This window comes from Paenibacillus typhae (assembly GCF_900099765.1).
Classification (GTDB): domain Bacteria; phylum Bacillota; class Bacilli; order Paenibacillales; family Paenibacillaceae; genus Paenibacillus_AQ; species Paenibacillus_AQ typhae.
Window position 1 is genome coordinate 35,000 of sequence record NZ_FNDX01000017.1, and the last position, 24,610, is coordinate 59,609.

Here is a 24,610-nt window from a genome sequence, read left to right on the forward strand (position 1 = left end):
ACTTGTTATAACTAGATTAATAGCACACACACCTCTTACATAAGAACCGGAAGGTTATATTGGTAAGATTTCTCATTAAAATTTTATCAATTCACAGCCGATAATGTAGCGTGCCTGTCCGCAGAGACTTAAAAAGCTAAAGGAGAATGAACACTATGGGGAAAATAAAAATAATATCTAATAAAATACGCAATATCTCGCTGAGGGTTAAGCTTCCTATATTATTAAGCCTGCTAGTTGCTGTAGTGCTCTTGGCGACATCAGTCACAGTATATTTTGTCTCCTCGGATCTGTTGCTTCGAAAGAGCAAAGATGAAATTAACGCAAACGCGGACCGAATAGGTGAAGGGCTGTGGACTGCAATGCAGCTGCAGGAGCAGACCACTTATGTAATTTCAGTGCACAATACCTTTAAACAGCTGTTAAATCTTAGGGGACAAGGAACTTTGTCCGAGCAAGAGTTTTTTTCTTCAACCAATCCCTACTATGAAAAAGCAAACGGAATCCTTCAGGAAAGCATGAATGACACAAGCAGCATTAGCTCCTTACTTGTTTTGGATTCTAAAGGAACTATTCTTGCAGGAACTAACACAGACAACATTGGGCAGTCCCGGGCAGACCGTGAGTATTTTACAGAAGCATTCAAGGGTCAATCCTTTATCAGCGATGCCATCCAGTCCAAAAGCAGCGATAAATTATTAATTGCATTCTCCCAGCCGATCAAAGATTTGGAAGGCAAGGTAATCGGCGTCTTGGCCATGACCGTGGACAGCAGCTTCTTCCTGGATAAACTGGGCAACATTAAAATTAATGGGCAAGGTAAAATAGAGATTTTGAGCCGTAGCGGAATTATCCTGTATAACTCCACCGACCCTACCCGGATCGGACAAAGTCTTGCCGGTACTCCAGGGATGGATGATTTTCTGGCGATCAGGGCAACGGATGAGCTCGTTACGCAGTCTGTCGAATTGGCGAGCGAATATCTGAGAATCAACAAAATTCCCAAGGCTGATCTTACCATTTCCGTTATCGATTCTTACGCCGATATTAAACGTCCTATCCAGGATATGCTGATGAAAATCTTCATTGTAACGGTTATCGCCCTGCTTGTCGCCATTGGTTTCGGTATGCTGCTGTCCCGTTCTATAACCAAACCTGTTATCAGGCTGACCTCGCTGTTCAAAACATTGGCAAACGGAGATTTAACCATCGGTGCCGATGGCCGCTATACAAGTGAGTTCAAGGATTTGGCTGACAGCTTCAATACCATGGTCCGGCAAAATAAAGAGCTCATCACCAATATGAATAGTTCGATCTCCGTGCTCAACGCAAGCACCAATGAACTGGAGAAGACTTCTAAACAGACCGCCCGCTCCATTAATGAAACCTCGGTAACCTCCACGAGTATTGCCCAGGCGATGGAACTGCAGTCCAATGATACCGAGCACATAGTCGATAAGTTCTATGGATTCAGCGAGAAATTTGCTGCGATGAACGATAATGCCCAATCCGTCAGACAAAGTGCTGAGGAAATCATTGAGGTCTTCCATACCAGCAATCAGGTCGTTGATGGTTTAATTCAGATCAGTGATAAGAATGAACAAGAGGTCCAGAAAATCTCGGCGATCACAGTAAAACTTCAGGAAAGCTCCAACAGCATCAGCAATATAACAGGAGCAATCAATCAAATCGCCGCTCAAACGAATCTGCTTGCACTGAACGCATCGATCGAAGCCGCGAGGGCCGGGGAACACGGCAGAGGTTTTGCTGTAGTGGCCTCCGAGATCCGAAAGCTGGCTGAACAGAGCACGAAGCAATCGAATGAAATCTATGAAATCATTCAACAAAATCTTGACTTTGTCGCAGAAAATAATGATAGCGTAGTAGAAATTAATAATATCTCCGCCAAGCAGGATGAGCTCGTTGGGCAGACCCAGAAGGCATTCCAAACTATTCTGGATAAAATCACGCACATCACGGATCAAATTAAATCGATGGCCGATGAAATTGCTCATATGCAAAAAGACAAGGACGAGGTTCTCGATTCGGCTCAGAGCCTTTCGGCAACCGGTGAAGAGGTGTCTGCTTCAGTGGAGGAAGTTACAGCTACCATGGTGGAACAATCCTCCACCATTGAACAACTGGCTGAGATGGTAGAAACCATTGATCAGCTCACTAAAAATCTGGCAGAATCAGCTTCTAAATTCCGCGTCGGGTAAGCGTCCCTTTCTCTTACGTTTTCATATTGGCCCTACCAAAAAGAAACCCTGGTCATTATTAGACCTTGGGTTTCTTCTACGTTTCCTCGATATTGACCTGCAGCAAATATTTTTTATTTTTTTCTCACCCCCTCTCCGGTACGACATTTTATGTCGTACCACTTGTTATATACTCCGGATGTAACAATCAAACTACCGAAATGAGGTACGCAGACCTATGCCCAAAACAAAACGCGGACGTGTGCTTTGGTCCCTTCCCGCACGGGGCCGCGGGACATGCCCGATCTGTACAAGCACTCGCATCAAGCTGCTCTATCCGAAAGTAAAAAGCGACGGTACTGGAGTCAAGGTATGCAAACGGTGCAGCAAGGCGCCGCAGGCTAAAGTAGACGCCATCTGCATTTGATGCTGCTGTGCTTAACGGCCGGCTGCTCTCCGCCTGACAGCAGGGAGCAGCCGGCCTTGTCTCATATCCGGATTGTCTCATTACCGGAGGCTGCCTATACTGGAGTATAGGACGACTAAGCCACAATCTATTTTCTACTAATTATTCACTCTAAAAAGGAGACTTTTCCTTGAGCCATACGCACCGCATTCAATGGTTCGACCAGCAGGTGAGAACCGGCCGCTATCCGAACAGCAGAACGCTCGCCGGGCAGTTTGAAATCTCTAAACGCCAGGCTCAGCGGGATATTGAATATATGGCTTCCTCCTTGTGTGCTCCGCTGCAATATGTGGCCAGGGAACGCGGCTATTGCTATGAGGATGACAGCTTCATGCTGCCTTATCTGTATATGACCGATCAGGAGAAACAAATCCTCAAATACCTGGCATACCGCTACAGCAAGTATAATTATGAGAATGGTCCGGAGGTACGGCGGATCGGTAATTTACTGGGCCGCCTGACCGGACAGCAGGAGCTGGAGCGTGAGGCACGGCTGCCGCTTTTTGCAGTAAATCCCCGCAGCCTGCAGATGTTTGAGCTGCTGGATCATGCCATCCGGAGCCGGATCACCGTAAAGCTGATCTATGACGGTACAGACGGCGAGCTTGAGCTTTGTCCGCTCAGGCTTGAGAATCACTATGATGCCGACCATCTTATCGCCAGACCGGCGGATCAGCAGGCGGGGCAGCCCAGGTACTATCTGCTGTCCTCCATTCTTCAGCTGCAGCTGACCGGGCAACATTTTGCTGACGGGCCTGCCCCGGGCTCCCGGCTCGAGACCGGACGCAGGCTGAAGCCGTTCACTGCCCGGCTCCGGCTGTCAGCTCCCCCGCCGGACGGGCACTGGTATGGCTTCCCGGCGCGGCTTCATAGGGGAGATCTCTACGAGGTAGATTTTTTGGACACAGAGCTGTTTATCCGCCACCTGCTGATGACAGACTGGCTGGAGCTTACCGGCCCCAAATGGTTGCAGGATAAAGTTACCGCCAGATGCCGGACTGTACTCCATTTACTGAACCCGGAGGAACCCAATTCATGATGCTTAATCATATTCAGATGCGCCGGGAGTCGAAATCTTTCACAGATGCAGCCTACGCAATTCTGACTGCAGCCGGCCGCTTTGACGGGCCCAAGTATATGCTGTCCGGACTCAGCGGAATGGCTTTCAAGTTCGCCGCCCACCGGATGCTGCTTCCCCACTCGGTCACTGCCTACGGACAATGGGGAACCGAGCACAGCCCGGGCATTGATAATCTGGGGCTCTATACCGTCTACGATGCCGGACGTTCAAGACATAACTCCTTCGGGAGCTATCAGCAGGATGCCGTCAACTGGGTCAGGCAAAGCATTGATTCCGGCATGGGCGCCGTATATTGGATACCTGAATTCGGGGTTATTCACGGCTATGACGATGAAGCTGAAATATTCTATCTGCAGGACGGCAGTGCCGCCGGTACGCAAGTACTGCTGTACGACAATTTCGGGATCAACTTCACCTCCTTCTGGTATTGCCGGATTTTTGGAGATCAGGTGAGCATTCCGCTGGAAGATGCGGTACTGGAATCGCTGCGGCTGGCACTGTATGACTGGGAAACTCCATACAAAACGCTTCCCGACCAGGAGATTGCCTCCGGCCGGCTGGCTTATCAATATGTGATAAAGGCTCTGAAGCAAGGCGATTACGATGCCGGTGGAGCCGGCTATCTATTAGCTTCCTACCTCTATTCACGCACAGAAATCAGGGATTATCTGCAGGAGGTGCAGTGGCGGCTTCCGGGCCTTGACGAGGTTCTCCGGCTGTACCGTGAACTGACAGAGATCACTGGTCCGGAGATTACCGCAGTACTGCCTGCCCTGTCCAAAGGGCTGAAGCTGCCGGAAAGTCAGCAGGCTTCTTTATGCAAGGTCTTTAAGCAAGCTGAAGCTCTGGAAGAGAGGGCCATGGCGCTCGTTCTCCTGATCTCCGGACGCTATCCTGACCGCAAACGGTCGCTTGTCCCCCGGTGGGGCGCCCACACCGCCAGATAGCGGATGAATCCGTCCAGAAAGCAGGATGAACTATGAGTGCAAGTATACTTTCCTCCGTTCAGTTCAGAGCGGAATCCCTTTCTTTTACAGATGCTTTATACGGTGTACTTGTGGCCAAAGGCTGGTTCAGCCTGCCGAAGCCGATGCTCGCCGGAATGACCGGCGCGTGCTTCCGTTTCTCCGTCCACCGGCAGCTTCACGCTGATTCAGCCACCGCCTACAACTGGATGGCAGAGCATCTTGTGGCCTGTGACCTCATCGGCGTTATTGCTTCACAGTGGGGAGGGTACAATTTCACACCGACCTTCCCCCTATATCAGCGCCAGGCTGTCCGGGACATCAAAAGCTCCATCGACCGCGGCACCGCCGCCGTCCTGTGGAAAGACAGATTTGTTATTGTGAACGGATATCACGAAGCGAAGCAGCTGTTCTACTATCTGGACGGCCGGTCGGCTGCGGTGCAGGAGCTGTCTTTTGGCGAACTGGGTCTGAACCAAACGCCGTATTGTTATTACCAGGTCTATGAACATCTTCTTGAAACCGATGTGCTTCAGGTCATCAAAGAGTCCTATATGCAGGCGGTATTCAGAGCGGAAACTCCCGATATTATGCTTCCCGGAACAGATTATGCCTGCGGGCTCTCCGCCTACGACGCTATCCTTAACGCACTGCAATCCGGCAATTATGATGCTGCTGGTGCCTATGAAACCATCTCTGTCTACGCCGCAGCCAAACGTGATGCCGCACAATATACACGCTATGCCGCAGGCTACTGGCCTGCTTCACAAGAGGTAGCCGGGCACTATGCTGAATTGGCTGTTTTGTATGAGAAAATTCTGGACACAGCGGAGATGAACAGCACACCTGGCGCGCTCTCTGAACCCTGCAGCTCCTTCATTGACCTATTCCACGCTGCCAGGGCAGCGGAAACAGCAGCTATCCGTTCGATCCGGACGCTGCTGCATGAGCCGATTGCCAACCGCTTCCATGATGTCGGGCTGCGCTGATAGCTGCAATCCGCCTCACGTTCATGTGAACTGCGACTTGACAATAAAGTTATAATCTCTATATATTTTAAGAATTAAAATATATGGAGTGTGTCTGCCTATGAGCACAGGTCAACAAAAGTCACAGGCTATCCTTAGCCTTATGGATACAATGGCTGCCGTTCAGCAAAAATCACAGGTATTCATTGAACGCATCACTAAGAAAGAAACCCTGAGCCAGAATCAGCTCATGCTGCTGTTTCAGCTGCAGCTTGCCGGAAGCCTGAAGATAACGGAAATTGCCGAAAGATTCGTTGTCACACCGGGCGCCGCCTCCTCCATGTGCGACAAGCTGGAAGAAGCCCGACTGGTCCAGCGGGTCCGTACGAATGAGGACCGCAGGGTGGTCAACATCGAAATTACCGGCGAAGGAACCCGGCGGATTCTTCAGCTGTTTGACACATTTGAAACCGCCGAGCTTCAGAGGTTTACAGATACTCTGCACCAGATCAACAGCCTGATGAATGAAATCACCAGCTAAAAGCTCCGCCCTGCACTGCCTCCGCTAAAATGAGGCGGTGTTTTTTTGTGCGGCAATACCGAGATTTATTTTGTTGACTATATATTATAATAAATATATATTTTAATTATTAAAATAAATTTGAATGAAGGTGATCACCGCATGCTTAGTCCATCCGTCAAACCAGTGACAGCAGATAGGCCTCCTTTTAAGGTAAGAGGTGCCCTCACCCGGCGCGAAGATTTGATTGCGTCCTCGGTTGATGTGTTCGGCCAGCTTAAAGCGTCAGGAACAGTGACTGCAGGCCGGCTTAAGGTGTCGGGAGAATGCCGGATAGCCAGGCATTGTCTGGCGGCACAGGTCAACAGCTTCGGAAGCCTGAGAGTGCACAGTCTGGAGGCAGAGCAAGTCCGGTCCAGCGGATACCTGTCGGCAGAAGAGGTTAAAGCCGCAACCTTTCTGGCAAAAGGAGCCGTACAGCTGGTCCGGCTTACCGCCTCAGAGTCGGTTATCATCCGCCTGAGCGCCAGCAGCAGAATAAATCAGCTTAAAACTGAGGGTTCCTTGACTGTAAGCAGTACGTTGCAGGGTCTCTCCTTTTTCACAAAAGCTTTTCACAGATTGAACTGCTGCCTGCTGAAAGGGGATTCACTTCATCTTGAACATACGACAGCTGAAAGGGTCTGCGGCAACCGGATTTTCATGGGTCCGGGCTGCCGGATTCAGGAGGTGCGCTATACGGAAAGCCTGCATATCGATAAAGCTTCCACGGTAAAAACGATCGTAAAACTTAACAGTCCAGGAGGAACCTCAGAATGAATAACACCACTGTATTCCGTAAAAATGCTGCGTCCCTTGCCGGCAAAATCGTTGTCAGCTTGTTTATGCTTCCAATCCTCGGTGTATGGACGGCCGGCAGCGCCGTTTGTTCAATCCTCGCGCTAATAGCTGCTGTACTCGGTTTACTCGGCTGGAAGGGCATATCATTGACCCTCTATCCCGGTTATGATCTGCCGCAGATCCTCAGTATTCCGTTAGGGCTCGGGCTGGCTCTGCTGCTGTATGCTTCATTCGTATATACCAGACGTTTCCTCCGGCGCTGCCTGCACTATATCCAATCCTGAACAACCTCCGGTTAACGGAGTGATTCCGCGATCTTCAGCACCTCGGCCCGGTCCAGGCCGTGAGTTACAATATTGTACAACACGCCATCGGCTTCCCAATCCAGATTTCGGTCATCCATCATTACGGCGTCAACACCGTTAATCTTTACCGGTTCCACTTTACCGCTGAATGACATTTCGTAGGCCGTTTCCTTGTCGGAATAACGGAAATGCATTTTGAGGTCCTGCCCTTCATGCTCACTGCTAAAGAACAAATCCAGATACTTGCCGTTAACGCCTTCCTCCGACTTGTAGAATTCTCCACGGTCAAAAGCAAATCCCTCCGGCAGATACTCCGGCAGCTTAACCTTGAACATCGCGTATTTGTCCAGCTCTTCACGGCTCTTCACAGCCACTATACGCTCTGCCGCTTCCTTATCACGCTGCTCCTGTTCGCTTTTGGTAATCAGCTTGTCGCCGTCAAAATTAACGATCTGCTCTCCGGCGGCGTTATAAATTTCACTGACTTTTTCCGAATCGGAAGTAATCACGTTACCTTCCTTGTCGAACAGCTTGCCCTCCCACTCCTTTGGAAAATCGGGAATCTGCGCGGCATCCATCTCATGGGCAATAATGTTGCCGAGGTTAATGCTCTGCAGCACTCTGCCAAGAAGGTCCTGGGCATATGACGGCTTGACGAAGCTGACGCTCAGCGCACCGGCAACCAGCAGGGATGCCACAATCATGGCCGGTCGTTTCCACCCTGTTTGTATTTTCATTGGTTTTGCCTCCTGTTTAAGTTGGGTACGGCTCTGTACTTTGGCAAGCACTGCCGCCTTATGAGCCTTGCTGTAATCCTGTCCGGCCAGCGCCCGGCCCAGCTCAAGCAGCTCAAGTGATTCTTCGGGTCCGATCCAGTCTGAAGTATTTTTCAGATGTACACCGTCATCAACAGCTTTTGCGAACTTCTGCATATTGTCTTTTTTCACAGCTGCTCCACGCTCCCTATTTCAGCTTTCAGCTTTTTCATGCTCCGGTACAGGATCACGCCGACGTTGCTCTCAGATATGCCGGTGAGGCTGGCGATCTCTGTGTTTTTGAGATCCGCCCCGAATTTAAGCGCCACAATATTCCGTTCCTTGGCTGTCAGAGTATCCAGTGCCATGCCCAGCCGGTTGTTGCGCTCCCCTTCCAGCAGCTGCTCGTCCGGCGTTTTTTTGCCTGATACCAGCTCCCGGACCGCCTCCAGCGAAAAAAACAGATTTCTCGTCCTGCTGCGGTAATAATCGTTCACGACATTTCTGGCGATGGCGAACAGCCACACCTCAAAGGGTGCTTTTTCCGGGGAGTAGCTGTGCAGCCTGGACCATGTTTTTTCAAAAACCTGGCTCGCCAGGTCCTCCGCCGTATAACGGCAGCTGACGCGGTAAGCGGTATAGTTGAATATCCTCGAATAATAGTCTTCAAAAATGGAAGTGAACACCCTGTCCGTATCTGCACTAACGGCTGCAGCAGCGGGGTCTTCTTCCTTCACTCTCCTGTTCCAAAGCGATTGCAGCAATGCGCGCTCTTGCATCTCTCTTAAGCTCTCCTTTCTTAAGCAAATTCACCGGGCCAAGTGATTTACCCCAGCTAATACGCGGACAATGGCATTTCATTACAAGCCCTGCAAAAAATCCGTCCGGATGAACCCGATTCAACTCCAGTATCCCTTAGTGCCTGACCGTTTGTATGCGGATTATGTTGCAATATTCCTGGTACAGCAAAAAAGCCGCCCGCCGGGCCGGCAAAATCCGGCCTGATGAGCAGCTCTCCATTTCTGTGCATTGCTTGTAAAAAATCGTCTTACGCCTGTTTCTTCTCAGTCAGGTAATACACAAAAGCCAGTGCAGGCACCGTCATCCCGATCAGCGAGGTCAATTCCCAGCCTCCGTAGGCATATGCCCAGCCTCCCAGGGATGAGCCAATCGCTCCGCCTACAAAGAAGATAGCCATGAACAATCCGTTAAGGCGCCCTCTGGCTTCATTGCCCAGGGAATAAATAGCCCGCTGTCCGAGCACCAGATTCCCCGATACGCCCATATCGAGCAGGATGGCTGCGGCAACGAGAAGGCCCAGCGTTACTGCAGAATCACTGCGGAACAGGTAAGCGATCAGGAAGGCACCGCCGGCAAGCAGAAAAGCGAGCCCGGTCAGCGGACGGGTCCAGCCCTTGTCAGCCAGTCTTCCGGCAATCGGGGAGGCTACAGCTCCGGCAACACCGGCCAGGGCAAACAATGCAATACCCTGCTGGGACAGGTGATACGTATCCGCCAGCCGCAGTGAAATGGTCGTCCAGAACAGGCTGAATGTTCCGAACAGGCTGGCCTGATAGATGGCCCGGCGTCGCAGCACAGGTGTATTCATCAGCAGCGTTCCCAGGGAGCGGATCAGCCCGCCGTAGCTCATAGCCGGAACCGGCTGGCGCTGCGGCAGCACTCTGGACAGCAGAAGAGTAAGCAGGGCAATAATAACAGCTGAAATGGCATAAATTGCGTGCCAGCCCCAGAGCCCCGAGACGAAGCTGGCCAGCGGACGGGCGAACATGATGCCGAGCAGCAGACCGCTCATAACATTACCTACTACCCGGCCCCGGTGTTCTTCAGCAGCGAGGAACGAAGCGTAGGGTACCAGAATCTGAGCGGCTACAGAACCAAGGCCGATGAACAGGGAAGCGCCCAGGAACAGCCCCGCATTCGGGGCCAGTGTGGCCGCAACTAGGGCCGCGACGACAACAAGGAGCGAGATCACGGTCAGGCGGCGGTTCTCGATAATATCACTGAGCGGAACGACGAACAACAGTCCGATTACATAGCCGATCTGTGTCAGAGTGACGATCAGCCCCGCTGCTCCGGAGGACAGGTGTGTTGCTGCGGCGATCGGTCCGACCAGGGTCTGGGCATAGTACAGATTGGCAACAATTAGTCCGCAGGAAGCGGCCAGCAGAAAGGTAATCCAGCCGGGCATTGCTGCGCTCTCCGCAGCCTTCTTCGCCCCGGTTACCCTGTTGATTTGACTTACCTGATTCATATTAACTCCACCTTTCACTTTTAAATACTGAACGTTTAGTTTATTAATTATGGATTTATAATATACTGAACGTTTAGTTTTGTAAATAGGCAGATTAAATATTTTTTCTTCGCCATAAATCTGCTGCTTCAGTTTTAGGATTGGCTATTTTCTCAGAATGTTTTGTATAATGAACGTATAGTTTAGTTTTGTACCGAATGCTATATTTGAGCTGCTTATGAATCAGGAGGTCATTTTGATGGATAAAAAAAGAGGACGCCCGCGCAACAACGAAGCAGAGGCTGCGATTCTGGCCGCATCCTACGAGCTGCTGCTGGAAACCGGCTTTGAAGCGGTGACGGTAGATAAAATTGCCGAGCGGGCCAAAGTAAGCAAGGCCACCATTTACAAATGGTGGCCTAACAAAGCAGCGGTAGTCATGGACGGCTACCTCTCTGCCGCCACGGCACGCCTTCCGGTGCCTGACACGGGGTCGGTAAGAGAGGATATCGAGATCCATGCGACAAACCTGGCGGTCTTTTTGCGCAGCCGGGAGGGTATGGTCATTACCGGGCTGATCGGCGAGGGGCAATCCGATGCCGGACTGGCCGAAGCATACCGGACCCGCTTTTTTGCCCCGCGGCGGCAGGAAGCCCGGGAGCTGCTGGAACGCGGAGTGACGCGGGGTGAGCTGAAGCCGGATCTGGATATCAGCTGCAGTATTGATCTGTTGTACGGGCCGATTTTTTACAGGCTGCTGATTACAGGCGATGTGCTGGACGAGGCTTATATCAGAACGATAATGGCTGCTGCTTTTGAGGGAATCAGACAGTAGCTGTAACACACCCGGTCAGAAGACACGCCGGGCTATTCCTTCCCTCCTGAATCCATTCTTGTATATGTATTGATCAATTCATCCAGCTTCATGGACTGTCTGATTACCCGCGGATGAAGTAGTCCGTAGGTCTGTTCCATCTGATTAAGCCTGGTTCTTTCGTACTCTATTTGCTTGCGCAGGATCTTGAGCTTGTCCATCTGCACTACCTCCCGTACATATTTTAGAGGTATATGTCAAATTATAGGACTGCTAGCTCAATGCATCATGTATAGATATTCAAGGTTTCGTATATGTGTTATCCAGCCCGTTAGAGCTGCATAAGTGAAAAGGCCTGCCGGGGAGTCACCGGAGACCTTTCCACTTATTTAGGATCTTGGTTTAATCATGATACCAAGCTGCTTCAGGTAGGGTCCAAGCTCCTCATACAGCCGGCTAAACCGGGCTGTATCCTCTTCGCTCAGCCGGTCCGGATGAATGCTGCCGTCAGAGCCGGTAATTTCCGCATTATAAGCTTGCAGTTCGTTTACCAGCTGTCTGAAGGCTGTCAGCTCCGTGCCGCTGAAAACCTGCTCTCCCCGGGCCAGCTGTTCCTCCCAGAAGGTACCGCTGTCGAGGGGAGGTAATTTGCCGGAAGCAGACGGCTGTGCCTCCTTCTCTATTTTCCCGAAATACGGCTCAAGCTTCACGGTCAATTCCTGATACCTCTCCTGCTCCGCAGAGCTCAGCCGCTCCGGATGAAGGTTCCCCTTGTCATCGGCAATCCTCAGATTGTAGCTCCCGATATCATGCAGCAGTGCTGTTAAGGCTGCAAAATCTTCTGTGCTCAGGCTGTTTTTGGCCTGCTGCAGCTTGGTCTCAAGCCTGTCATAGCCTTCGAGTGTTCCGCCATTCTCCATAAAATGTTCCTGCGAGCCGTACACGGAATCCGCCAGATACGTATATCCGGCATAGGCTCCGGTTGGAATCAATAAAGCGGCTGCCATTACAGTGGCTACTAGCCATTTTTTCATACGTCTTCCCCCTTGTTCCGGAGTAACCCTGCTAAGGATTTTGTCCTTCAGCTCAGGTGGAGCGCTCCAGTCTCCGGTCTCCTCCCGGAGTGCCTGCCGCAGCTGCTGTTCAAGACTCATGTGCATCCTCCACCCTTCTGATCTGGATTATGTCGGCCTGGTGCTTCCGGCGCAGCTTCTGCAGTGCAGCATGGATTCGCGACTTCACAGTACCCAGCGGTATTTCCAGAATCGCAGCGATTTCCTCCTGGGAATACTCCTGCAGATAGTGGAGGATAACAACCTGCTTCAGCTTGAACGGCAACTGATTCACCGCCATAAGCAGCGCACGGTTCGAGAGTCTGTCTACTACCTCTCCTGCAAAATCATGCTCCATCCGCTCAGCTGCCTGCTCTGCCCGCCGGATCAGGCGGAAATGCTTCCAGCCCCTGCGGCGGTAAGCAAGGATCTGCCGCATAACCAATCCCATCAGCCATGGTCTGAACTCGCGGGAATGATCATAACGGCCCAGTGAGCGGTGCAGCTCCATATAAATTTCCTGCACGATATCCTCAGCATTTACCTGCTCGGAAACAAGGAAACGCACGGTTCTGTACACATCCCGTATCGTAGCTTCATACAGCTCACCGTAGGCTTGGGCGCTGCCGGCCAGCGTCCGCTCAATGAGCTGCGAGTATTCCATTGGATGCTCCATCCGTCATTCCCCCTTCAGGCTTACACTATGTATTGGCAGGCCGGGCAGATTTCGTTCGGTTTATTTGCGAGCAGCTATAAAAAAACAGGCCCACAAGAAGATGCCTCTTGTAGACCTGTTCCGCTGCAGCGCTGTGTTACAGCTTGATTCGCTCCAGCAAACCGAGCAGCTGCTGCTTCTCCTCCGGGTCAAACCCTTCATACACCGCGGCCAGCAGTGCTGCCGACACTTCCTCAAATACCGGCTGCAGTTCTCTGCCCTTAGCCGTGAGGGATAGGCGGAATATCCTTCCGTCCGTCTGATCCTGCTCCCGATTCACATATTCCAGCCGCACCAGCTTGTCTACCAGCGCTGTAATGGTAGACTTATCCTTATCAATCGAGCTGGATAACTGATTCATCGTCATATCTTCCCGGATGAACAGCTGATACAGAATATCTCCATGTGAGGGGGCAATGCCGTGAATATGATGCTTTTTGAGCTCCCGTTCAATAAACCTGTTGCCTCTCCGGTGAATACGGCCAATGACCGCCAATATTTTGTTCTCGTCCATGCTCCCATGTTAATTTTAACCAAATAATGTGTCAAGCCCCTGCTCAATACATCATTTAGAGAACTTTGCGCAAGTCTTTTTATGTTTTGTTTTAAAAATATTCAAATTTTAGTTTGATATAAAAATTATTTCGATAATTGTGATTTTTATCACACTATATGTGAAATAAATCACTTAATATAAAGCCATCGAAGATGATCATCCGATACCACACAGAGAAAGCAACCCTACTGTACCGGCAAAAATAACCACGGTAAGATTCCCGACAAAACATTAAGGAGTGGATATTATGTTTAACAACTGGTTCCGTACTAATAAAATCGCTATGCTGCTGCTGACTGTCGTTCGTTTATATGTAGGCTATCAATGGATCGAGGCCGGCTGGCACAAGCTGACCGGGGGCTTCGATGCTTCCGGCTTCCTGAAAGGCGCCATCGCCAAAAGCGCCGGGGAAGATGCTACCGTACAAGCCTGGTGGGGAAGCTTCCTCCAGCATGCCGCTCTGCCGAATGTGAATTTTTTTAACCTGCTGGTTCCTGCCGGTGAATTCCTGGTCGGTCTCGGACTGATCCTGGGTACCTTCACCACCTTCGCTGCCCTGATGGGACTCGTTATGAATGCCGCCTACCTGCTCTCGGGCACTGTAAGCACGAATGTCCAGCTGCTGCTGATGGAGGTCCTCATCATCGTATCCGCCGCGAATGCCGGTGCAATCGGCCTCGACCGCTGGGTACTGGGATACCTGCGCAGCCTGTTCCACAAAAAAGATAACTCTGCCGCTTTACGGCCTGCAGCCGCTGCACCCGGAATGAAGCGCTCCATATAAATGAATAATCTTCATGCTGCAATGCCCCGCAGATAAGGACAACGCTCCGGCGTCCTTCTGCGGGGCATTGCTTTTTTATTATTTTCCCGATCATATGTTCCATTCTTTGCCTGCGCCGCCAAAGCGTAACAAGCTTGTTTTATCAATGTTAACAGAAAGTGACCTTCACACGTTCAATTTGCTTTATACTAGTAAGAGTTACTTTTACTAGATAATTGAATAGCCTATACAAATGGAGGATTTACTCATGAAAAGATGGATCGCCAGCGTGGCTGCCGCAATGCTGATTGCCGCATGCCCCTCGGCTCTTGATATAGATAAAACCTTTGCTGCTGCACCGCTTCAACTGATTGTTGACGGGGAAGCAGCGCTTACCCCCTTGCATCCTTTTCAGGACCAGGGCATCGTGTACGTGCCGGTCAGAGTACTCACCGAGTTCTATCCTGCGGTACTGCAGTGGGACAACAAACAAAAGCTGTTAACCATTGCTGGCGACAGCAGCAGCACAATGATTAAACCAGGCAGCCAGCTTGTGCTCTATTATGGCAGCTCGACTGCGCTTGAAGGCAAGGCTATTCTGCGGAACGGGCGCATGTATATTCCGGCATCTGCGCTGAATCTTATATCCGGAGCCGACTTCCGGCTGGATCAGGAGCAGAATTCGGTATCCATTATATCCGGCAGTGTAAGCACAACGGTCCGCACCCCTACTGAAGCGCTTGCTGCCGCGGAGGATCACCCCGAATTCAAAATTTATGCTGCCCTGAAAGACAAAACGGCCTATAAAGGCTATGTGCTTGAGGTAAACGGACGGAAACACAAATATGACTGGCAGACCTACCGGGATCTGAGTCATCCGCCCGAGCTTTATTATGCCGATGTCAATCAGGACGGGCAGCCCGAAGCCGTGGTAATTCTGACACTGGGCACAGGAACGGGAATTGTGGAGCAGGAAATCCACGTCATTAATCCTCAGACCTGGCAGGAGCTAGCTGTACCTGAAGCCTGGGAGGCTGCCAGCCAGCTTATCGCCTCCAGCATTACTGCAGACGGGAAGGATATGCTCGTTTCGCTGAAGCTTGGCGGAGCACTTCCTGCGCAGGTGGAACTGCGGCTGCCGGACCGCAGCGACGATCCGAGTATCGGCGGAGCAGCAGGCATCGGTACAGTTACTTACTACAGAGTAGATAAAGGACGGCTAAAGGCTGAAGTGAACGTGACAACCGGCTTTCTGGAGAGCATCGGCAGTCTGGAGCTGATTTATAAGCCGGCGGCTTCGGGAAAAGCGCTGGAGCCGGAATCCGTCACCTTCCAGGCATACGACGAATATCCGGCAACGGTGAAGAAGCAGGCCGCCAATGATTGATGCCCATATTCACCTGGAGCAGTATGACACTGATATGCTTGAGGACATGCTGCCAGCCCTTCCAGGGCAAGGCGTTGACGGCTTAATCGCCGTCTCGATGAACCTGGATTCTTGTATGCGCACCAGGGAGCTGGCCCGGAAGGCTCCCGGACTGATTAAGCCGGCCTACGGCTATCATCCCGAGCAGCCGCTGCCCGATGAAGCAGAGTTGGCGGCGCTGCTCCGCTTTATGGAAGAACACGCCGCAGACATGGTAGCCGTAGGTGAAATCGGCCTGCCTTATTACAGCCGGGCCGAAGCGCTGGAGCGCAGCGAGTCTTTTGCGGTGGAGCCGTATGTCCGGCTGCTGGACACCCTGCTTGGCCTTGCCGCAAGGCTTGGCAAGCCTGTGGTGCTGCATGCCGTCTATGAGGATGCACTGGCCGCCTGTGAACTGCTGGACAAGCATGGCATCCGCGATGCCCATTTTCACTGGTTCAAAGGGCCGGAGGAAGCCGTCGCCCGGATGATTCAGCGCGGCTATTATATCTCCTTCACTCCGGATATCGTCTACGAGCCGGAGATTCAGGCCCTGGCCAGACGCTATCCGCCGGAGCTGGTTATGGCGGAAACCGACGGCCCTTGGCCGTTTGAGGGGCCTTTTGCCGGCCGGCCTACGCATCCGGCCATGATCCGCAATGTCGCTGCAGCCTGGGGCGCGCTGCACGGCTATTCGCCTGCACAGGCAGAAGCGCTGCTGAGCGCGAATACGGCGCGCTTTTACCGGCTGCATGAGGGTACGGAAAGCTTAGAATAGTTCGTCGTAATCTTCGGATTCTACAACCCGTTCATGTCGGATATAGGACATTTCTTCTATGCCGAGAATCTCTTTGAATTTATCAGATAGCTCCATTGCCTGGTTAATGTTACGGTTAATGAAGGAGAGGCTCAGAATTTCACGGAGCTGTTCAATCTTTTCACCGGATGCCCCCAGCAGCTGAAATTGCTCCGGACGGCTGTCATTGAACAGTTCTTCAAGCTTTTGCTCAAATACAGAGGCGGCCTCAAGCTCCTCCCGGATCTTTTCCAGAGTACCTCCGAGCAGCAGCTCCGTGAAGTCTGACTCCGGATATCTTTCCTCTGCAGTATGAAAAACAATCTCTTCCTCATACTCATAGGCAATATGCAGCGTCGCAATCTCTTTTCCTTGGTGAATCAGCTGGTAGCCCCACTCATGGTCCGCAAAGTTATAGAAATATAGTACAGGCGCCTCCACTGACAGAAGCTGAATATGCTCCGGAGCCGGCCCACTGTTATACGTATCTTCTATTAAGTAAGCTATGTATTGTGCATTCAGCTGAATTATTACTGAACCGCTAACAGCATGCTTCCTGACGATGTCCCGATCCGTGGCCCGCAAAATATGACCTGATGTAAATTCACTCATTACTGTGAACCTCCTTATGTAGTGATATGCTGGATCTGGATATAGATAGCTGTACTTCGTGCAGCTAAACCAGCCGGATTTGCCCTATTGTAGTACTTTAAGTGTAGTTCATACAACTAAAAAAGCTCCATTCCCGCAAAACGGCGGGAAATGGAGAATATAGCTGCATAGAATACACTTATATGGCTGAATCCGTTCAAAAAGCTGCTTTTAGATGTACAGAGTGCAGTTAAAGCAGCATGGCATACCGGACTGGAGCACCAGCGGATGGACTCTGGACTCAGCCCCATGGGCTGCCCTGCGTGTGTGTAAAAGGTACACCATATTTTAGCCAATATGGTGTACCAGCAGCAGTTTGGGAGAGGCTGATGTGCTTCTTCAATTCGCTGCTTCAATCCGTCTCCCTCTATCCCACCTGCTCCATCCGCCCAGCCCCGGTCTCCCGCTTCTCCCGCCAGAGCACCCGGCCGAAGAGCAGGCCGGCCAGACCAAGAGCGGCCTGAATGAGGCCGAAGATCTGGAAGATGCGGCCGGGTCCGGCGAACTGCACCAGCAGGCCGCCGAGCAGCGGGGCGATGATCAGCACGGCGCTGAGCACGGTGTTCTGGATGCCGAAGATGCGGCCGGTCATGTGCGGAGGGGTTTCTTTTTGCAGCATATAGTTGAAGGCAACAGCAAAAGCCCCGTTCCCCGCTCCCAGGATAAAGCCGAGCAGCAGCACCCAGAACACCGGAGCGCCCGGCTGCAGCAGTCCGAGGCCGGCAACCGACACCCCGATCAGCATGTAGCCCATGCCCAGCCGCCATGTATAGCTAATGGCGCTGCTCAATTTGCCCAATAGCAGGATGGTCAGCACCGCACCCACACCGGAAGCCGCGACCATCCAGCCCAGCACCGCCTCACCTGTCGGAGAATATACCCGGAACAGGCTGGTGAACTGAAAATCAATAACCTGGATAGCCAAAGCTCCGGCCAGCCCGTACAGCATCACATTTAGCAGAATGCGGCTGCTTAACAGGAAGCCCCAGCCCTCCTTCCACATGGTCCGCAGCGGGAGCAGCTCTTCCGCAGCCTTTTGTGCAGGTTCTGCCTTTGTATCCATATTTCGCACAGATAACAGCAGCAGATAAGAGCAGGCGCGCAGTATCGCGTTTAGCACGATACACCACTGGGGTGTAAGGAAGGTGAGTGCGAGTCCGCCGAGCAGCGGGCCGGCGATTTTGGAGCCCTGGTTCACCAGCCCGTTCAGCGAGGAGGCCTGAAGCAGCTGATCCTCCCTGACAATGCTGCGGGTCAGCGACTGCTGGGCAGGCACATTGACCGTTGAAATGGCAGACCGCAGGGACAGCAGCGGCAGCAGCCAGAACATATTCGGGGCAAGTAACAGCACCAGCGTCAGCACAACGGTAAGCAGGTCGCAGACCCGCATCAGCTTCAGCTTATTCAGCCGGTCGGCGGCAACTCCGGCCACGGAGCCGAGCAGAATGCTGGGCAGCGCAATAGCTACCGGAATCATAGCGAGCATCAGCGGGCTGACCTGCCAGCGGTACCCGACCAGTACCTGAATTGCCAGAGAATCGAACCAGTCGCCAAAGCTGGCGGTGGCAAAGGCGCTGTATACGCGCACGTAGACCTTGTTATGCAGCAGGCTTTTTCTCTGCTCAGGTGAAACTTCCATCCGACATTCCTCCAGATACATAATTAGTCTCGATGAGTCAAGTCATCTTATGACCTTAATGTAACGGGGAATTGTCAGAGTATTATCAGAGGGATCAGATAGTCATCACCTGCATCAGCAGTTTTTCCAATGGCTGCTCATAACGGCTTAACCCGCTCTCCTCCATCGCCTCAATAAATCTGCGTTCATATTTACGGTGCAGCGGATGTGGCGGCAAATACAGACGGCAGTAATGGTAAATCCGGTAAAAGCCGTACAGGCTAAGCGGAACAAACCCCGACCGCTCCAGCACTTCAAGCCCCTCATCCAGCAGCCGCCCGGCTTCAGCCATTTGATTTTCCCGCAGCTGCCAGAGTCCTTTTACAATTTTGTAGCCGCCGGTTTCTCTTAAAAAGGGCTTCTCCTGCAAAATCTGCACCACAGCCTCATCCAGCCGCGTAAGCACATCATTTCCTGATCCTGCAGCCAGGTGGGCAAACAGCTCGGTAATCATGGTTACCGGCACAAAGTTTTCATAGCCCCGCTCCGAGATTGCCTGATAGGACCCGGGGAGACGCGCCAATGCCCGCTCCGGTACACCCGAGAGGATAAACAGATCGAGAATCGTAAGAATATCCAGCTCCAGCTGGTCCCGCTCATGCATCACCTGCGCATTAATCATCCGCTCGCATACAGCAAGCTTCTTTTGGGGATCTCCGGTGAACATGTAAAATACAAACAAATGAAACAGCCGGTCCTTCAGCGGAACCTCCTCTGTATGCATAAGCCAATCGAGATCCCCCTGCACAAAATGGAGGGTTACAGCAACCTGGGGGTCCAGCTCATAGCCCAGGATATCCTTTTGGCTGGCCAGACTTAGCATTGATCTGCCCTGTCCGTAAACATGGAATTTACTGAAAACCTCGCGCATCGCATCACGCAGTTCAGGATCATAGGTTGTCGGATTGACCAGCGTGCCGGATGCTGTTTCCTTCAGGGACAGGCAATAGCCGGAGCCTCTTACGGTCTGGAGTGCCAGGCCGCTGAACGGTCGGAGCTTTTTGCGCAGGCGGTATATATGGTCATCTACGGTCCGCTCCACCGGATACTCCAGCGGCCAGACTTTATCCAGCAGTTGTCCGCGTGTGAAGGTGCACCCCTTATTCCTGTACATAAATTCGAGCAGCGCAAACTCCTTGGGCAGCAGCTGGATCGCCGTTTCGCCGGCCGCCACAGTAAAATTGCTGCCATCTAATTTCAGTTGCATCACAAGTTCCTCTTTTCCACGGATAAATCCATGGATGTATTATATCAGCCGGACTTCCGCCCGCTCCAGCCCTAACGTCATACAATAAGCAGAAACCCTGCCGGTTCATCAAAAAAAGAGCAAACCCGCAACCCTTCTGCAGATTTACTCTTCCTGATTTTAGCCTGCCATATTGTTAAAGGAGTCCCGCTCGGAAAAGACCGAGATATGATCCACGGTGCCGGTTGCTTCCGGAATAATAAATTTCAGCTGGTACTCCTTACCGGCATGGTAAATATAAATCTTGTCACTGCCGTTAACAGCCGTATCATCCGGCTTGCCAAGCGTCTGCTCAATCTCCTTCAGCGTCAGCTGCTGCAGGTCGGCGGCACTGGACCGCACATCAAAAATCCTGCTGCCCTTGTTCCAGCCAAAGACAACATGCCTGGCGCCGTAGGTGGAATACATCCCTTTGCCGGCGGACTCCTTGGTGTCCGGCTCGCCCCATGCCGCCTCAACTTCGTCGATCATCCCGCTGTGCGCGGCATATTCCACACCGGGAACCTTACCCTGCTTGGCCAGCTCCAGCAGCTCCTTTAGCTGAGTGGCACTGTCCTCTGCAGCAGCCCCGTTTCCTGCTGCTGTGTCCGGCACTGCCGTGGCTGCCGGCGGAGCGGATTGCTCAGCTGCCGCTGGCGAAGGGCCGGCCGTGGACGCCGGCTGGGCTGGCGCGGACGCCTCAGCTACAGGGGCGTTTGTGGACGCTGCATTATTCCCGGTATTGCTGCCGGAAGAACTACAGGCCGATAGCCCGAGTGCGCTGGCCAGTATCATGATTCCTGTTATGGTTTTGAACGTTGTTGTCATGCTGTCATCTCCTTGGTTAATAGAACTGCTTGGGTTATAAGTAATGAAATTGACGCGCTGGACGTAATAAAGGTTGCAGACTGCGCTATTGGGGAGACAAACCGCCGCCTGAACGTACCGTACCGCTCCGCACAGAACGGACAGGCTGGAAAGCTGAGTTTATTTTGGACAATTCCTCCCGTATCGAACCACTTGGCAGCAGCAAATAAATTTTAGGGTTACGTACGCAACCATATTGCTGCAGCCCGCATCTTATTAGTAAAGGGAGGGGAGCTTCGTCTGGATATTATAGAGAGAATCAAGGCCAGGGATGAGTCAGCTCTCCGCCAGCTAATGGATGAGTACGGGGATATGCTGCTCAGGACGGCTTGTCTGCTGCTTAGGGACCGGCAGTCTGCCGAGGAAGCCGTACAGGATACGTTCATCCAGGCCTACGCCAAAATCAGCCAGCTTAAGGAGCCCTCCCGGCTCCGTTCCTGGCTGATTGCGATTACGGTCAACCGGTGCCGGATGAAGCAGCGGACCTGGAGCTGGCGGAGTATTTTTCCGGCGGCAGAGAGCGGGCAGTGGGCAGAGTCTGCAGGCGAAGCGGCTGCAGGTGCGGAGGAGCTTTTTATGGCAGAGTGGCACAATGTGAAGCTGACGGATGCCATCGGGAGCCTGGACTATATCTACCGTGAAAGCCTGACGCTGTATTACTTTCATGAAATGAGTGTACGGGAAATTGCCTCCCAGCTGAAGACAAGGGAGAACACGGTAAAATCGCGGCTTGCCCGCGGGCGGCAGCTGCTCAGGCTGATTTTGGAGAAGGAGGACATTGATAATGGATAACGGACGCGAAACAATCAGGCAACGGCTGGAAGATGAGCTTGCTCATGTCACCTTCTCCGGCCATAGCCGGGTGCTGGAACAGACCCATCCGCCTACCTTCCGGGCACGTCTAGCGGCGCTGTGGAATAAGGAGCTGGAAATACCGCTGGGGACACTCGGTGCTGCGGCAGCAGTTCTCACGACAGGAGTTCTTCTGTTTTATGCCCCGCAAATTACAGTAAAGCAGCAGCAATCGATCCAAGTACAGGAACGGCGTGAATTAATAGAAACCGGGGGTAACACCTACTGGAAGGACCTCTACGAGCAGGCGGTGAAGCAGCATGAAAATTAGAATTAAGGTCAAGCATCTGGTGCTTTTTCTGCTGCTCCCTCTCACGCTGCTGGCGGTCTTTGTGTTTATCCGGCCTTCGGCCGGGACTGATTTAAGTCCGGCACAGCAGGCTTCCGCAGACGCCCGGACTGTACTGCTTCAGAAGCTTGCCGCCAGCAGCGGCAGTGCGCGAATGCAGCTGATCCGTGAGAAGGTCGTGGAGCCGGCCAATGTGCACTCGGCTTACCGGTTCAACGTATATGCAGGCGGGTCCATGAGTCAGGTCAACCAGATCGGGGAAGATGAGGAAGTCTCTCCGCTTCTGCCCGCGGACAGAATAAAGCTGCTGGAGGAGTATGTTCAGGAGGGGCCGGCCGATTATTCGCTGCAGAACGCGGTCAAACAGCTGGTCTACGAATACGATGCGGCAGGGAATGCCGGCGATCAGGCAGACCAGGCTATTGCTGCTGCTGCACAAAGAGTCAGCAGCAAATCTTCAGCTGCCCGCGAGCTGACCCTGCTTCGGGCGGAGCGCGCGCTGAATGCCGGGCGGTTCGTTCAGGCCGGGCAGCTGCTGGAGCAGGCAGAGTTCTCTGTCCAGTATAACGAATCAGAACTGGACGCCAGAGCAGCCTGGCTGCAGGGGCGGCTGCTGTTCACACAAGGCAAAGGCCGCGAGGCGCTTACACTGGTGAATAGTGCGCTGGAGGAATACCGTAAAATCTGGGCTGAACGGGATGCCGCCCTTAATCCCGCTGGCAGTGGTTCGCAGCAGAACGCCTCCGGCGCAGGCGGCGTGGACGGCGGTGACGTAGACGGTGGCGGTACAGACGGCGGTGGAACAGACGGCGGTAGCAAAGACGGGGGCAATACTGACAGCGGTGGCTCAGACGGTGGTGGAACAGGCAGCAGCGCAGACGGTGGTGGCAATAATTCTGGCAACAATGCAGCTGAACAGGTGTATCACGCATCCTCCTCCACAGAGGAGCAGCTTGTCGCGCTTCAGACAGCGCTGCGGGAAGCTGTGAAGCTGGGCTTCAATGCTCCTGCTACCCTATCCGGCACACTCACCAAAAGCGACGGAACCCCGGTAGCCCGGGCCGGTATATTCCTTCGCGCGGAAAGCGAGCTGTATCATAGTGTGCAGTCTGACAGTGAGCCGTATCAGATCGTTACGGATGCTGAGGGGCGTTTCCAGTTCTCCGGCGTGATTCCCGGATTTTATCAGATCCAGCTTGGCTTCAGCTTTGAGCAGATCGACGGCTGGACCTGGCCGGTGCAGCCAGACGACTGGATCGAACTCCAGGCCGGCAGCTCAGTCACACATGACATCACACTCCAGCCGCTCCTGGAGCTGCAATCACCCGTTAACTCACAAGTGCTGACAGGCGATGCAGTACAGTTCAAATGGGAGGCCGTTGATGGAGCTGCCTATTATAATCTGTCAACAACAGTCGAAGAAAAAGGCAGCTTTTTCAGCTATGTCACCCGCCAGCGTATTACGGATAATCAGGTTGAAATACCGGTCACAGAGCTGTATAACAGCGGGGGCTTCTCAACCAGCAGCTTTTCTACCGTAGAAGGCGGGGAAGGCTGGCAGTCGGTTTCCCCCGCGTCCCTGCTCGGCTTTGCCAATCCGGACAGCCGGTTCTCCTGGAGCATTGATGCTTACGATGCGCAGGGTCATGTTATTACCCGCAGCAATGGCTACCGGCTCAAGGAGGAGACTGTCGGCAATCTGCCGTTCTTCTATCTGAAATCACGGACTATGACCGCTGCGGATAAGCTCGTTGCGGATCAGAAGCTGGAGGAAGCACTGGAAGCGTACCGTAATGACTATGCTGGGAATCCGCAGGATGACCATGCGCTCAAAATGCTGATTCATCTGCTGTTCGCCAAGCATTCCTATTCCCGGGATGCCGGAACCATGGATGAAGCGATGACCTTATTGGTCAAGCTGGTGGAGCTGCGTCCGGATGCCAATTTTGCCTTCAATCTGGCAGATTATTATCTTGGGCGCTCCGACTGGAGCAGCTACAACAAGTACCATGCGCTGTACCTGGAGCTGAGCAGTCACGAGCCGGACAGCTATGACCGCTCCCAGAACGGCGTTGCCTTGATGTATCAGGGCCGGCTCGATGAAGCCCGTGAGCAGCTGGCTCTGGCGATGGAGGCAGACCCGAGCCACCGCTTTATCGGCAGTTATCTGGCTGCCGAGCTGGCTGCGGGCCAGCCCCTGGAGTCTGTGCTGGAGCTGGCAAAGCGTTATCCCCAGCACAGCTTCAGCCAGGGCGGCTACAGCTGGCCGCTGCTGATTATGGAGCTACAGGCAGAACGTGCCGAAGCACCTGCAGCTTTTGACAAGCTGCTGGCCGAAAAGCTGGATGCCTATCTGAGCCGGCAGGATGAAGCCCTTGAGCAGTGGGCCGGCGAAGCCACGCCGACGGCGCTGAAAAGATTTATCAAGGCTGTGCTGGAGGTTGGCTAAACGTACGCAGCCGGGTCGCACGGAAGTATAGCATGGCAATATAAAAAGACGATCAACATCGGCAATATGCTGTCTGTTGAGCGTCTTTTTTAGATATTTCAAGGGCGTCTCAGCCCTTCATTTGGCCCATTTGCCTGCCACGGCCGAAA

25 protein-coding genes are annotated in these 24,610 nt (G+C 52.7%); 14 read left to right on the forward strand and 11 right to left on the reverse strand.

Annotated elements, in window-relative coordinates; all coding sequences use genetic code 11:
* Positions 1 to 155 precede the first annotated feature (155 nt).
* The 7 genes from BLR64_RS15345 to BLR64_RS15380 all read left to right on the forward strand — a co-directional run bounded on the left by BLR64_RS15345 (position 156) and on the right by BLR64_RS15380 (position 7,322).
* Positions 156 to 2,219, forward strand: a complete 2,064-nt coding sequence (locus BLR64_RS15345; RefSeq protein ID WP_090715424.1) for a methyl-accepting chemotaxis protein — start codon at positions 156 to 158, stop codon at positions 2,217 to 2,219.
* A gap of 575 nt (positions 2,220 to 2,794) precedes the next feature.
* On the forward strand, positions 2,795 to 3,703 hold the full coding sequence (locus BLR64_RS15355) for a helix-turn-helix transcriptional regulator (protein WP_090715428.1): 909 nt from the start codon (positions 2,795 to 2,797) through the stop codon (positions 3,701 to 3,703).
* Entirely contained in the window at positions 3,700 to 4,692 is a 993-nt protein-coding gene (locus BLR64_RS15360; RefSeq protein ID WP_090715430.1) for a hypothetical protein, read from the forward strand. The genes BLR64_RS15355 and BLR64_RS15360 overlap by 4 nt, the downstream gene beginning before the upstream one ends.
* 32 nt (positions 4,693 to 4,724) lie before the next feature.
* Positions 4,725 to 5,699, forward strand: coding sequence for a hypothetical protein (locus BLR64_RS15365; RefSeq protein WP_090715432.1), 975 nt, complete (start codon positions 4,725 to 4,727; stop codon positions 5,697 to 5,699).
* A gap of 100 nt (positions 5,700 to 5,799) precedes the next feature.
* Complete coding sequence (locus BLR64_RS15370; protein ID WP_090715433.1) at positions 5,800 to 6,219, forward strand: MarR family transcriptional regulator; 420 nt, start codon at positions 5,800 to 5,802, stop codon at positions 6,217 to 6,219.
* Between the two features lie 141 nt (positions 6,220 to 6,360).
* Complete coding sequence (locus BLR64_RS15375; RefSeq protein ID WP_139171994.1) at positions 6,361 to 7,017, forward strand: hypothetical protein; 657 nt, start codon at positions 6,361 to 6,363, stop codon at positions 7,015 to 7,017.
* On the forward strand, positions 7,014 to 7,322 hold the full coding sequence (locus tag BLR64_RS15380; protein WP_090715436.1) for a hypothetical protein: 309 nt from the start codon (positions 7,014 to 7,016) through the stop codon (positions 7,320 to 7,322). Before BLR64_RS15375 ends, BLR64_RS15380 begins: the two co-directional genes overlap by 4 nt.
* A gap of 11 nt (positions 7,323 to 7,333) precedes the next feature.
* Here BLR64_RS15380 and BLR64_RS15385 read toward each other — a convergent pair whose 3' ends face one another.
* The 3 genes from BLR64_RS15385 to BLR64_RS15395 all read right to left on the reverse strand — a co-directional run bounded on the left by BLR64_RS15385 (position 7,334) and on the right by BLR64_RS15395 (position 10,370).
* The gene (locus BLR64_RS15385) at positions 7,334 to 8,290 is read right to left on the reverse strand and encodes a DUF4367 domain-containing protein (RefSeq protein WP_090715438.1); all 957 of its coding nucleotides are present in this window, start codon (positions 8,288 to 8,290) and stop codon (positions 7,334 to 7,336) included.
* Positions 8,287 to 8,877, reverse strand: a complete 591-nt coding sequence (locus BLR64_RS15390) for a sigma-70 family RNA polymerase sigma factor (RefSeq protein ID WP_090715439.1) — start codon at positions 8,875 to 8,877, stop codon at positions 8,287 to 8,289. Before BLR64_RS15390 ends, BLR64_RS15385 begins: the two co-directional genes overlap by 4 nt.
* Before the next feature lie 269 nt (positions 8,878 to 9,146).
* On the reverse strand, positions 9,147 to 10,370 hold the full coding sequence (locus BLR64_RS15395; RefSeq protein WP_090715441.1) for an MFS transporter: 1,224 nt from the start codon (positions 10,368 to 10,370) through the stop codon (positions 9,147 to 9,149).
* Between the two features lie 238 nt (positions 10,371 to 10,608).
* Between BLR64_RS15395 and BLR64_RS15400 the strand changes: the two genes are divergently transcribed.
* On the forward strand, positions 10,609 to 11,184 hold the full coding sequence (locus BLR64_RS15400; protein ID WP_090715442.1) for a TetR/AcrR family transcriptional regulator: 576 nt from the start codon (positions 10,609 to 10,611) through the stop codon (positions 11,182 to 11,184).
* Between the two features lie 32 nt (positions 11,185 to 11,216).
* On the opposite strand, the gene BLR64_RS15405 is transcribed toward BLR64_RS15400, so the two are convergent.
* The 4 genes from BLR64_RS15405 to BLR64_RS15420 all read right to left on the reverse strand — a co-directional run bounded on the left by BLR64_RS15405 (position 11,217) and on the right by BLR64_RS15420 (position 13,444).
* A complete protein-coding gene (locus BLR64_RS15405) occupies positions 11,217 to 11,384 on the reverse strand; it encodes an aspartyl-phosphate phosphatase Spo0E family protein (RefSeq protein WP_090715444.1) in 168 nt (55 codons plus the stop codon).
* A 168-nt stretch (positions 11,385 to 11,552) separates the two neighbouring features.
* Complete coding sequence (locus tag BLR64_RS15410) at positions 11,553 to 12,317, reverse strand: DUF3600 domain-containing protein (RefSeq protein WP_167360690.1); 765 nt, start codon at positions 12,315 to 12,317, stop codon at positions 11,553 to 11,555.
* A complete protein-coding gene (locus BLR64_RS15415) occupies positions 12,307 to 12,891 on the reverse strand; it encodes a sigma-70 family RNA polymerase sigma factor (protein WP_090715447.1) in 585 nt (194 codons plus the stop codon). Before BLR64_RS15415 ends, BLR64_RS15410 begins: the two co-directional genes overlap by 11 nt.
* A 136-nt stretch (positions 12,892 to 13,027) precedes the next feature.
* Positions 13,028 to 13,444 (reverse strand): MarR family winged helix-turn-helix transcriptional regulator, encoded by a 417-nt coding sequence (locus tag BLR64_RS15420; protein ID WP_090715449.1) that lies wholly within the window; start codon positions 13,442 to 13,444, stop codon positions 13,028 to 13,030.
* A 289-nt stretch (positions 13,445 to 13,733) separates the two neighbouring features.
* On the opposite strand from BLR64_RS15420, the gene BLR64_RS15425 reads away from it, so the two are divergent.
* From BLR64_RS15425 to BLR64_RS15435, 3 genes are all read left to right on the forward strand, one after another.
* On the forward strand, positions 13,734 to 14,270 hold the full coding sequence (locus tag BLR64_RS15425) for a DoxX family protein (RefSeq protein ID WP_090715452.1): 537 nt from the start codon (positions 13,734 to 13,736) through the stop codon (positions 14,268 to 14,270).
* Between the two features lie 247 nt (positions 14,271 to 14,517).
* On the forward strand, positions 14,518 to 15,636 hold the full coding sequence (locus BLR64_RS15430; RefSeq protein WP_167360691.1) for a copper amine oxidase N-terminal domain-containing protein: 1,119 nt from the start codon (positions 14,518 to 14,520) through the stop codon (positions 15,634 to 15,636).
* Positions 15,629 to 16,432 carry a TatD family hydrolase gene (locus BLR64_RS15435; RefSeq protein ID WP_090715456.1) on the forward strand — a complete coding sequence of 268 codons (804 nt, stop codon included), beginning with the start codon at positions 15,629 to 15,631 and terminating at the stop codon, positions 16,430 to 16,432. The genes BLR64_RS15430 and BLR64_RS15435 overlap by 8 nt, the downstream gene beginning before the upstream one ends.
* Here the strand turns inward: BLR64_RS15435 and BLR64_RS15440 are convergent.
* The 4 genes from BLR64_RS15440 to BLR64_RS15455 all read right to left on the reverse strand — a co-directional run bounded on the left by BLR64_RS15440 (position 16,424) and on the right by BLR64_RS15455 (position 20,832).
* Entirely contained in the window at positions 16,424 to 17,062 is a 639-nt protein-coding gene (locus BLR64_RS15440) for a hypothetical protein (RefSeq protein WP_090715457.1), read from the reverse strand. The genes BLR64_RS15435 and BLR64_RS15440 overlap by 9 nt on opposite strands.
* Before the next feature lie 406 nt (positions 17,063 to 17,468).
* Positions 17,469 to 18,740 carry an MFS transporter gene (locus BLR64_RS15445; protein ID WP_090715459.1) on the reverse strand — a complete coding sequence of 424 codons (1,272 nt, stop codon included), beginning with the start codon at positions 18,738 to 18,740 and terminating at the stop codon, positions 17,469 to 17,471.
* Positions 18,741 to 18,834: 94 nt separating this feature from the next.
* Positions 18,835 to 19,986 carry a winged helix-turn-helix domain-containing protein gene (locus tag BLR64_RS15450; protein ID WP_090715461.1) on the reverse strand — a complete coding sequence of 384 codons (1,152 nt, stop codon included), beginning with the start codon at positions 19,984 to 19,986 and terminating at the stop codon, positions 18,835 to 18,837.
* A gap of 159 nt (positions 19,987 to 20,145) precedes the next feature.
* Complete coding sequence (locus BLR64_RS15455; RefSeq protein ID WP_244157718.1) at positions 20,146 to 20,832, reverse strand: YjgB family protein; 687 nt, start codon at positions 20,830 to 20,832, stop codon at positions 20,146 to 20,148.
* Positions 20,833 to 21,129: 297 nt separating this feature from the next.
* On the opposite strand from BLR64_RS15455, the gene BLR64_RS15460 reads away from it, so the two are divergent.
* The 3 genes from BLR64_RS15460 to BLR64_RS15470 are packed head-to-tail and all read left to right on the forward strand — an operon-like array spanning position 21,130 to position 24,461.
* Positions 21,130 to 21,663, forward strand: a complete 534-nt coding sequence (locus BLR64_RS15460; RefSeq protein WP_279615469.1) for an RNA polymerase sigma factor — start codon at positions 21,130 to 21,132, stop codon at positions 21,661 to 21,663.
* Positions 21,656 to 21,994 carry a hypothetical protein gene (locus tag BLR64_RS15465; RefSeq protein WP_090715464.1) on the forward strand — a complete coding sequence of 113 codons (339 nt, stop codon included), beginning with the start codon at positions 21,656 to 21,658 and terminating at the stop codon, positions 21,992 to 21,994. The genes BLR64_RS15460 and BLR64_RS15465 overlap by 8 nt, the downstream gene beginning before the upstream one ends.
* Positions 21,984 to 24,461, forward strand: a complete 2,478-nt coding sequence (locus BLR64_RS15470; RefSeq protein WP_090715466.1) for a hypothetical protein — start codon at positions 21,984 to 21,986, stop codon at positions 24,459 to 24,461. The genes BLR64_RS15465 and BLR64_RS15470 overlap by 11 nt, the downstream gene beginning before the upstream one ends.
* The last annotated feature ends 149 nt before the right edge of the window (positions 24,462 to 24,610 follow it).

Coding starts and splice junctions, on each gene's coding strand:
- BLR64_RS15345 (WP_090715424.1), top strand. CDS start 156: ATGGGGAAAATAAAAATAATATCTAATAAAATACGCAATATCTCGCTG.
- BLR64_RS15360 (WP_090715430.1), top strand. CDS start 3,700: ATGATGCTTAATCATATTCAGATGCGCCGGGAGTCGAAATCTTTCACA.
- BLR64_RS15365 (WP_090715432.1), top strand. CDS start 4,725: ATGAGTGCAAGTATACTTTCCTCCGTTCAGTTCAGAGCGGAATCCCTT.
- BLR64_RS15370 (WP_090715433.1), top strand. CDS start 5,800: ATGAGCACAGGTCAACAAAAGTCACAGGCTATCCTTAGCCTTATGGAT.
- BLR64_RS15375 (WP_139171994.1), top strand. CDS start 6,361: ATGCTTAGTCCATCCGTCAAACCAGTGACAGCAGATAGGCCTCCTTTT.
- BLR64_RS15380 (WP_090715436.1), top strand. CDS start 7,014: ATGAATAACACCACTGTATTCCGTAAAAATGCTGCGTCCCTTGCCGGC.
- BLR64_RS15390 (WP_090715439.1), bottom strand. CDS start 8,877: ATGCAAGAGCGCGCATTGCTGCAATCGCTTTGGAACAGGAGAGTGAAG.
- BLR64_RS15395 (WP_090715441.1), bottom strand. CDS start 10,370: ATGAATCAGGTAAGTCAAATCAACAGGGTAACCGGGGCGAAGAAGGCT.
- BLR64_RS15400 (WP_090715442.1), top strand. CDS start 10,609: ATGGATAAAAAAAGAGGACGCCCGCGCAACAACGAAGCAGAGGCTGCG.
- BLR64_RS15405 (WP_090715444.1), bottom strand. CDS start 11,384: ATGGACAAGCTCAAGATCCTGCGCAAGCAAATAGAGTACGAAAGAACC.
- BLR64_RS15410 (WP_167360690.1), bottom strand. CDS start 12,317: ATGAGTCTTGAACAGCAGCTGCGGCAGGCACTCCGGGAGGAGACCGGA.
- BLR64_RS15415 (WP_090715447.1), bottom strand. CDS start 12,891: ATGGAGCATCCAATGGAATACTCGCAGCTCATTGAGCGGACGCTGGCC.
- BLR64_RS15420 (WP_090715449.1), bottom strand. CDS start 13,444: ATGGACGAGAACAAAATATTGGCGGTCATTGGCCGTATTCACCGGAGA.
- BLR64_RS15425 (WP_090715452.1), top strand. CDS start 13,734: ATGTTTAACAACTGGTTCCGTACTAATAAAATCGCTATGCTGCTGCTG.
- BLR64_RS15430 (WP_167360691.1), top strand. CDS start 14,518: ATGAAAAGATGGATCGCCAGCGTGGCTGCCGCAATGCTGATTGCCGCA.
- BLR64_RS15435 (WP_090715456.1), top strand. CDS start 15,629: ATGATTGATGCCCATATTCACCTGGAGCAGTATGACACTGATATGCTT.
- BLR64_RS15440 (WP_090715457.1), bottom strand. CDS start 17,062: ATGAGTGAATTTACATCAGGTCATATTTTGCGGGCCACGGATCGGGAC.
- BLR64_RS15445 (WP_090715459.1), bottom strand. CDS start 18,740: ATGGAAGTTTCACCTGAGCAGAGAAAAAGCCTGCTGCATAACAAGGTC.
- BLR64_RS15450 (WP_090715461.1), bottom strand. CDS start 19,986: ATGCAACTGAAATTAGATGGCAGCAATTTTACTGTGGCGGCCGGCGAA.
- BLR64_RS15455 (WP_244157718.1), bottom strand. CDS start 20,832: ATGACAACAACGTTCAAAACCATAACAGGAATCATGATACTGGCCAGC.
- BLR64_RS15465 (WP_090715464.1), top strand. CDS start 21,656: ATGGATAACGGACGCGAAACAATCAGGCAACGGCTGGAAGATGAGCTT.
- BLR64_RS15470 (WP_090715466.1), top strand. CDS start 21,984: ATGAAAATTAGAATTAAGGTCAAGCATCTGGTGCTTTTTCTGCTGCTC.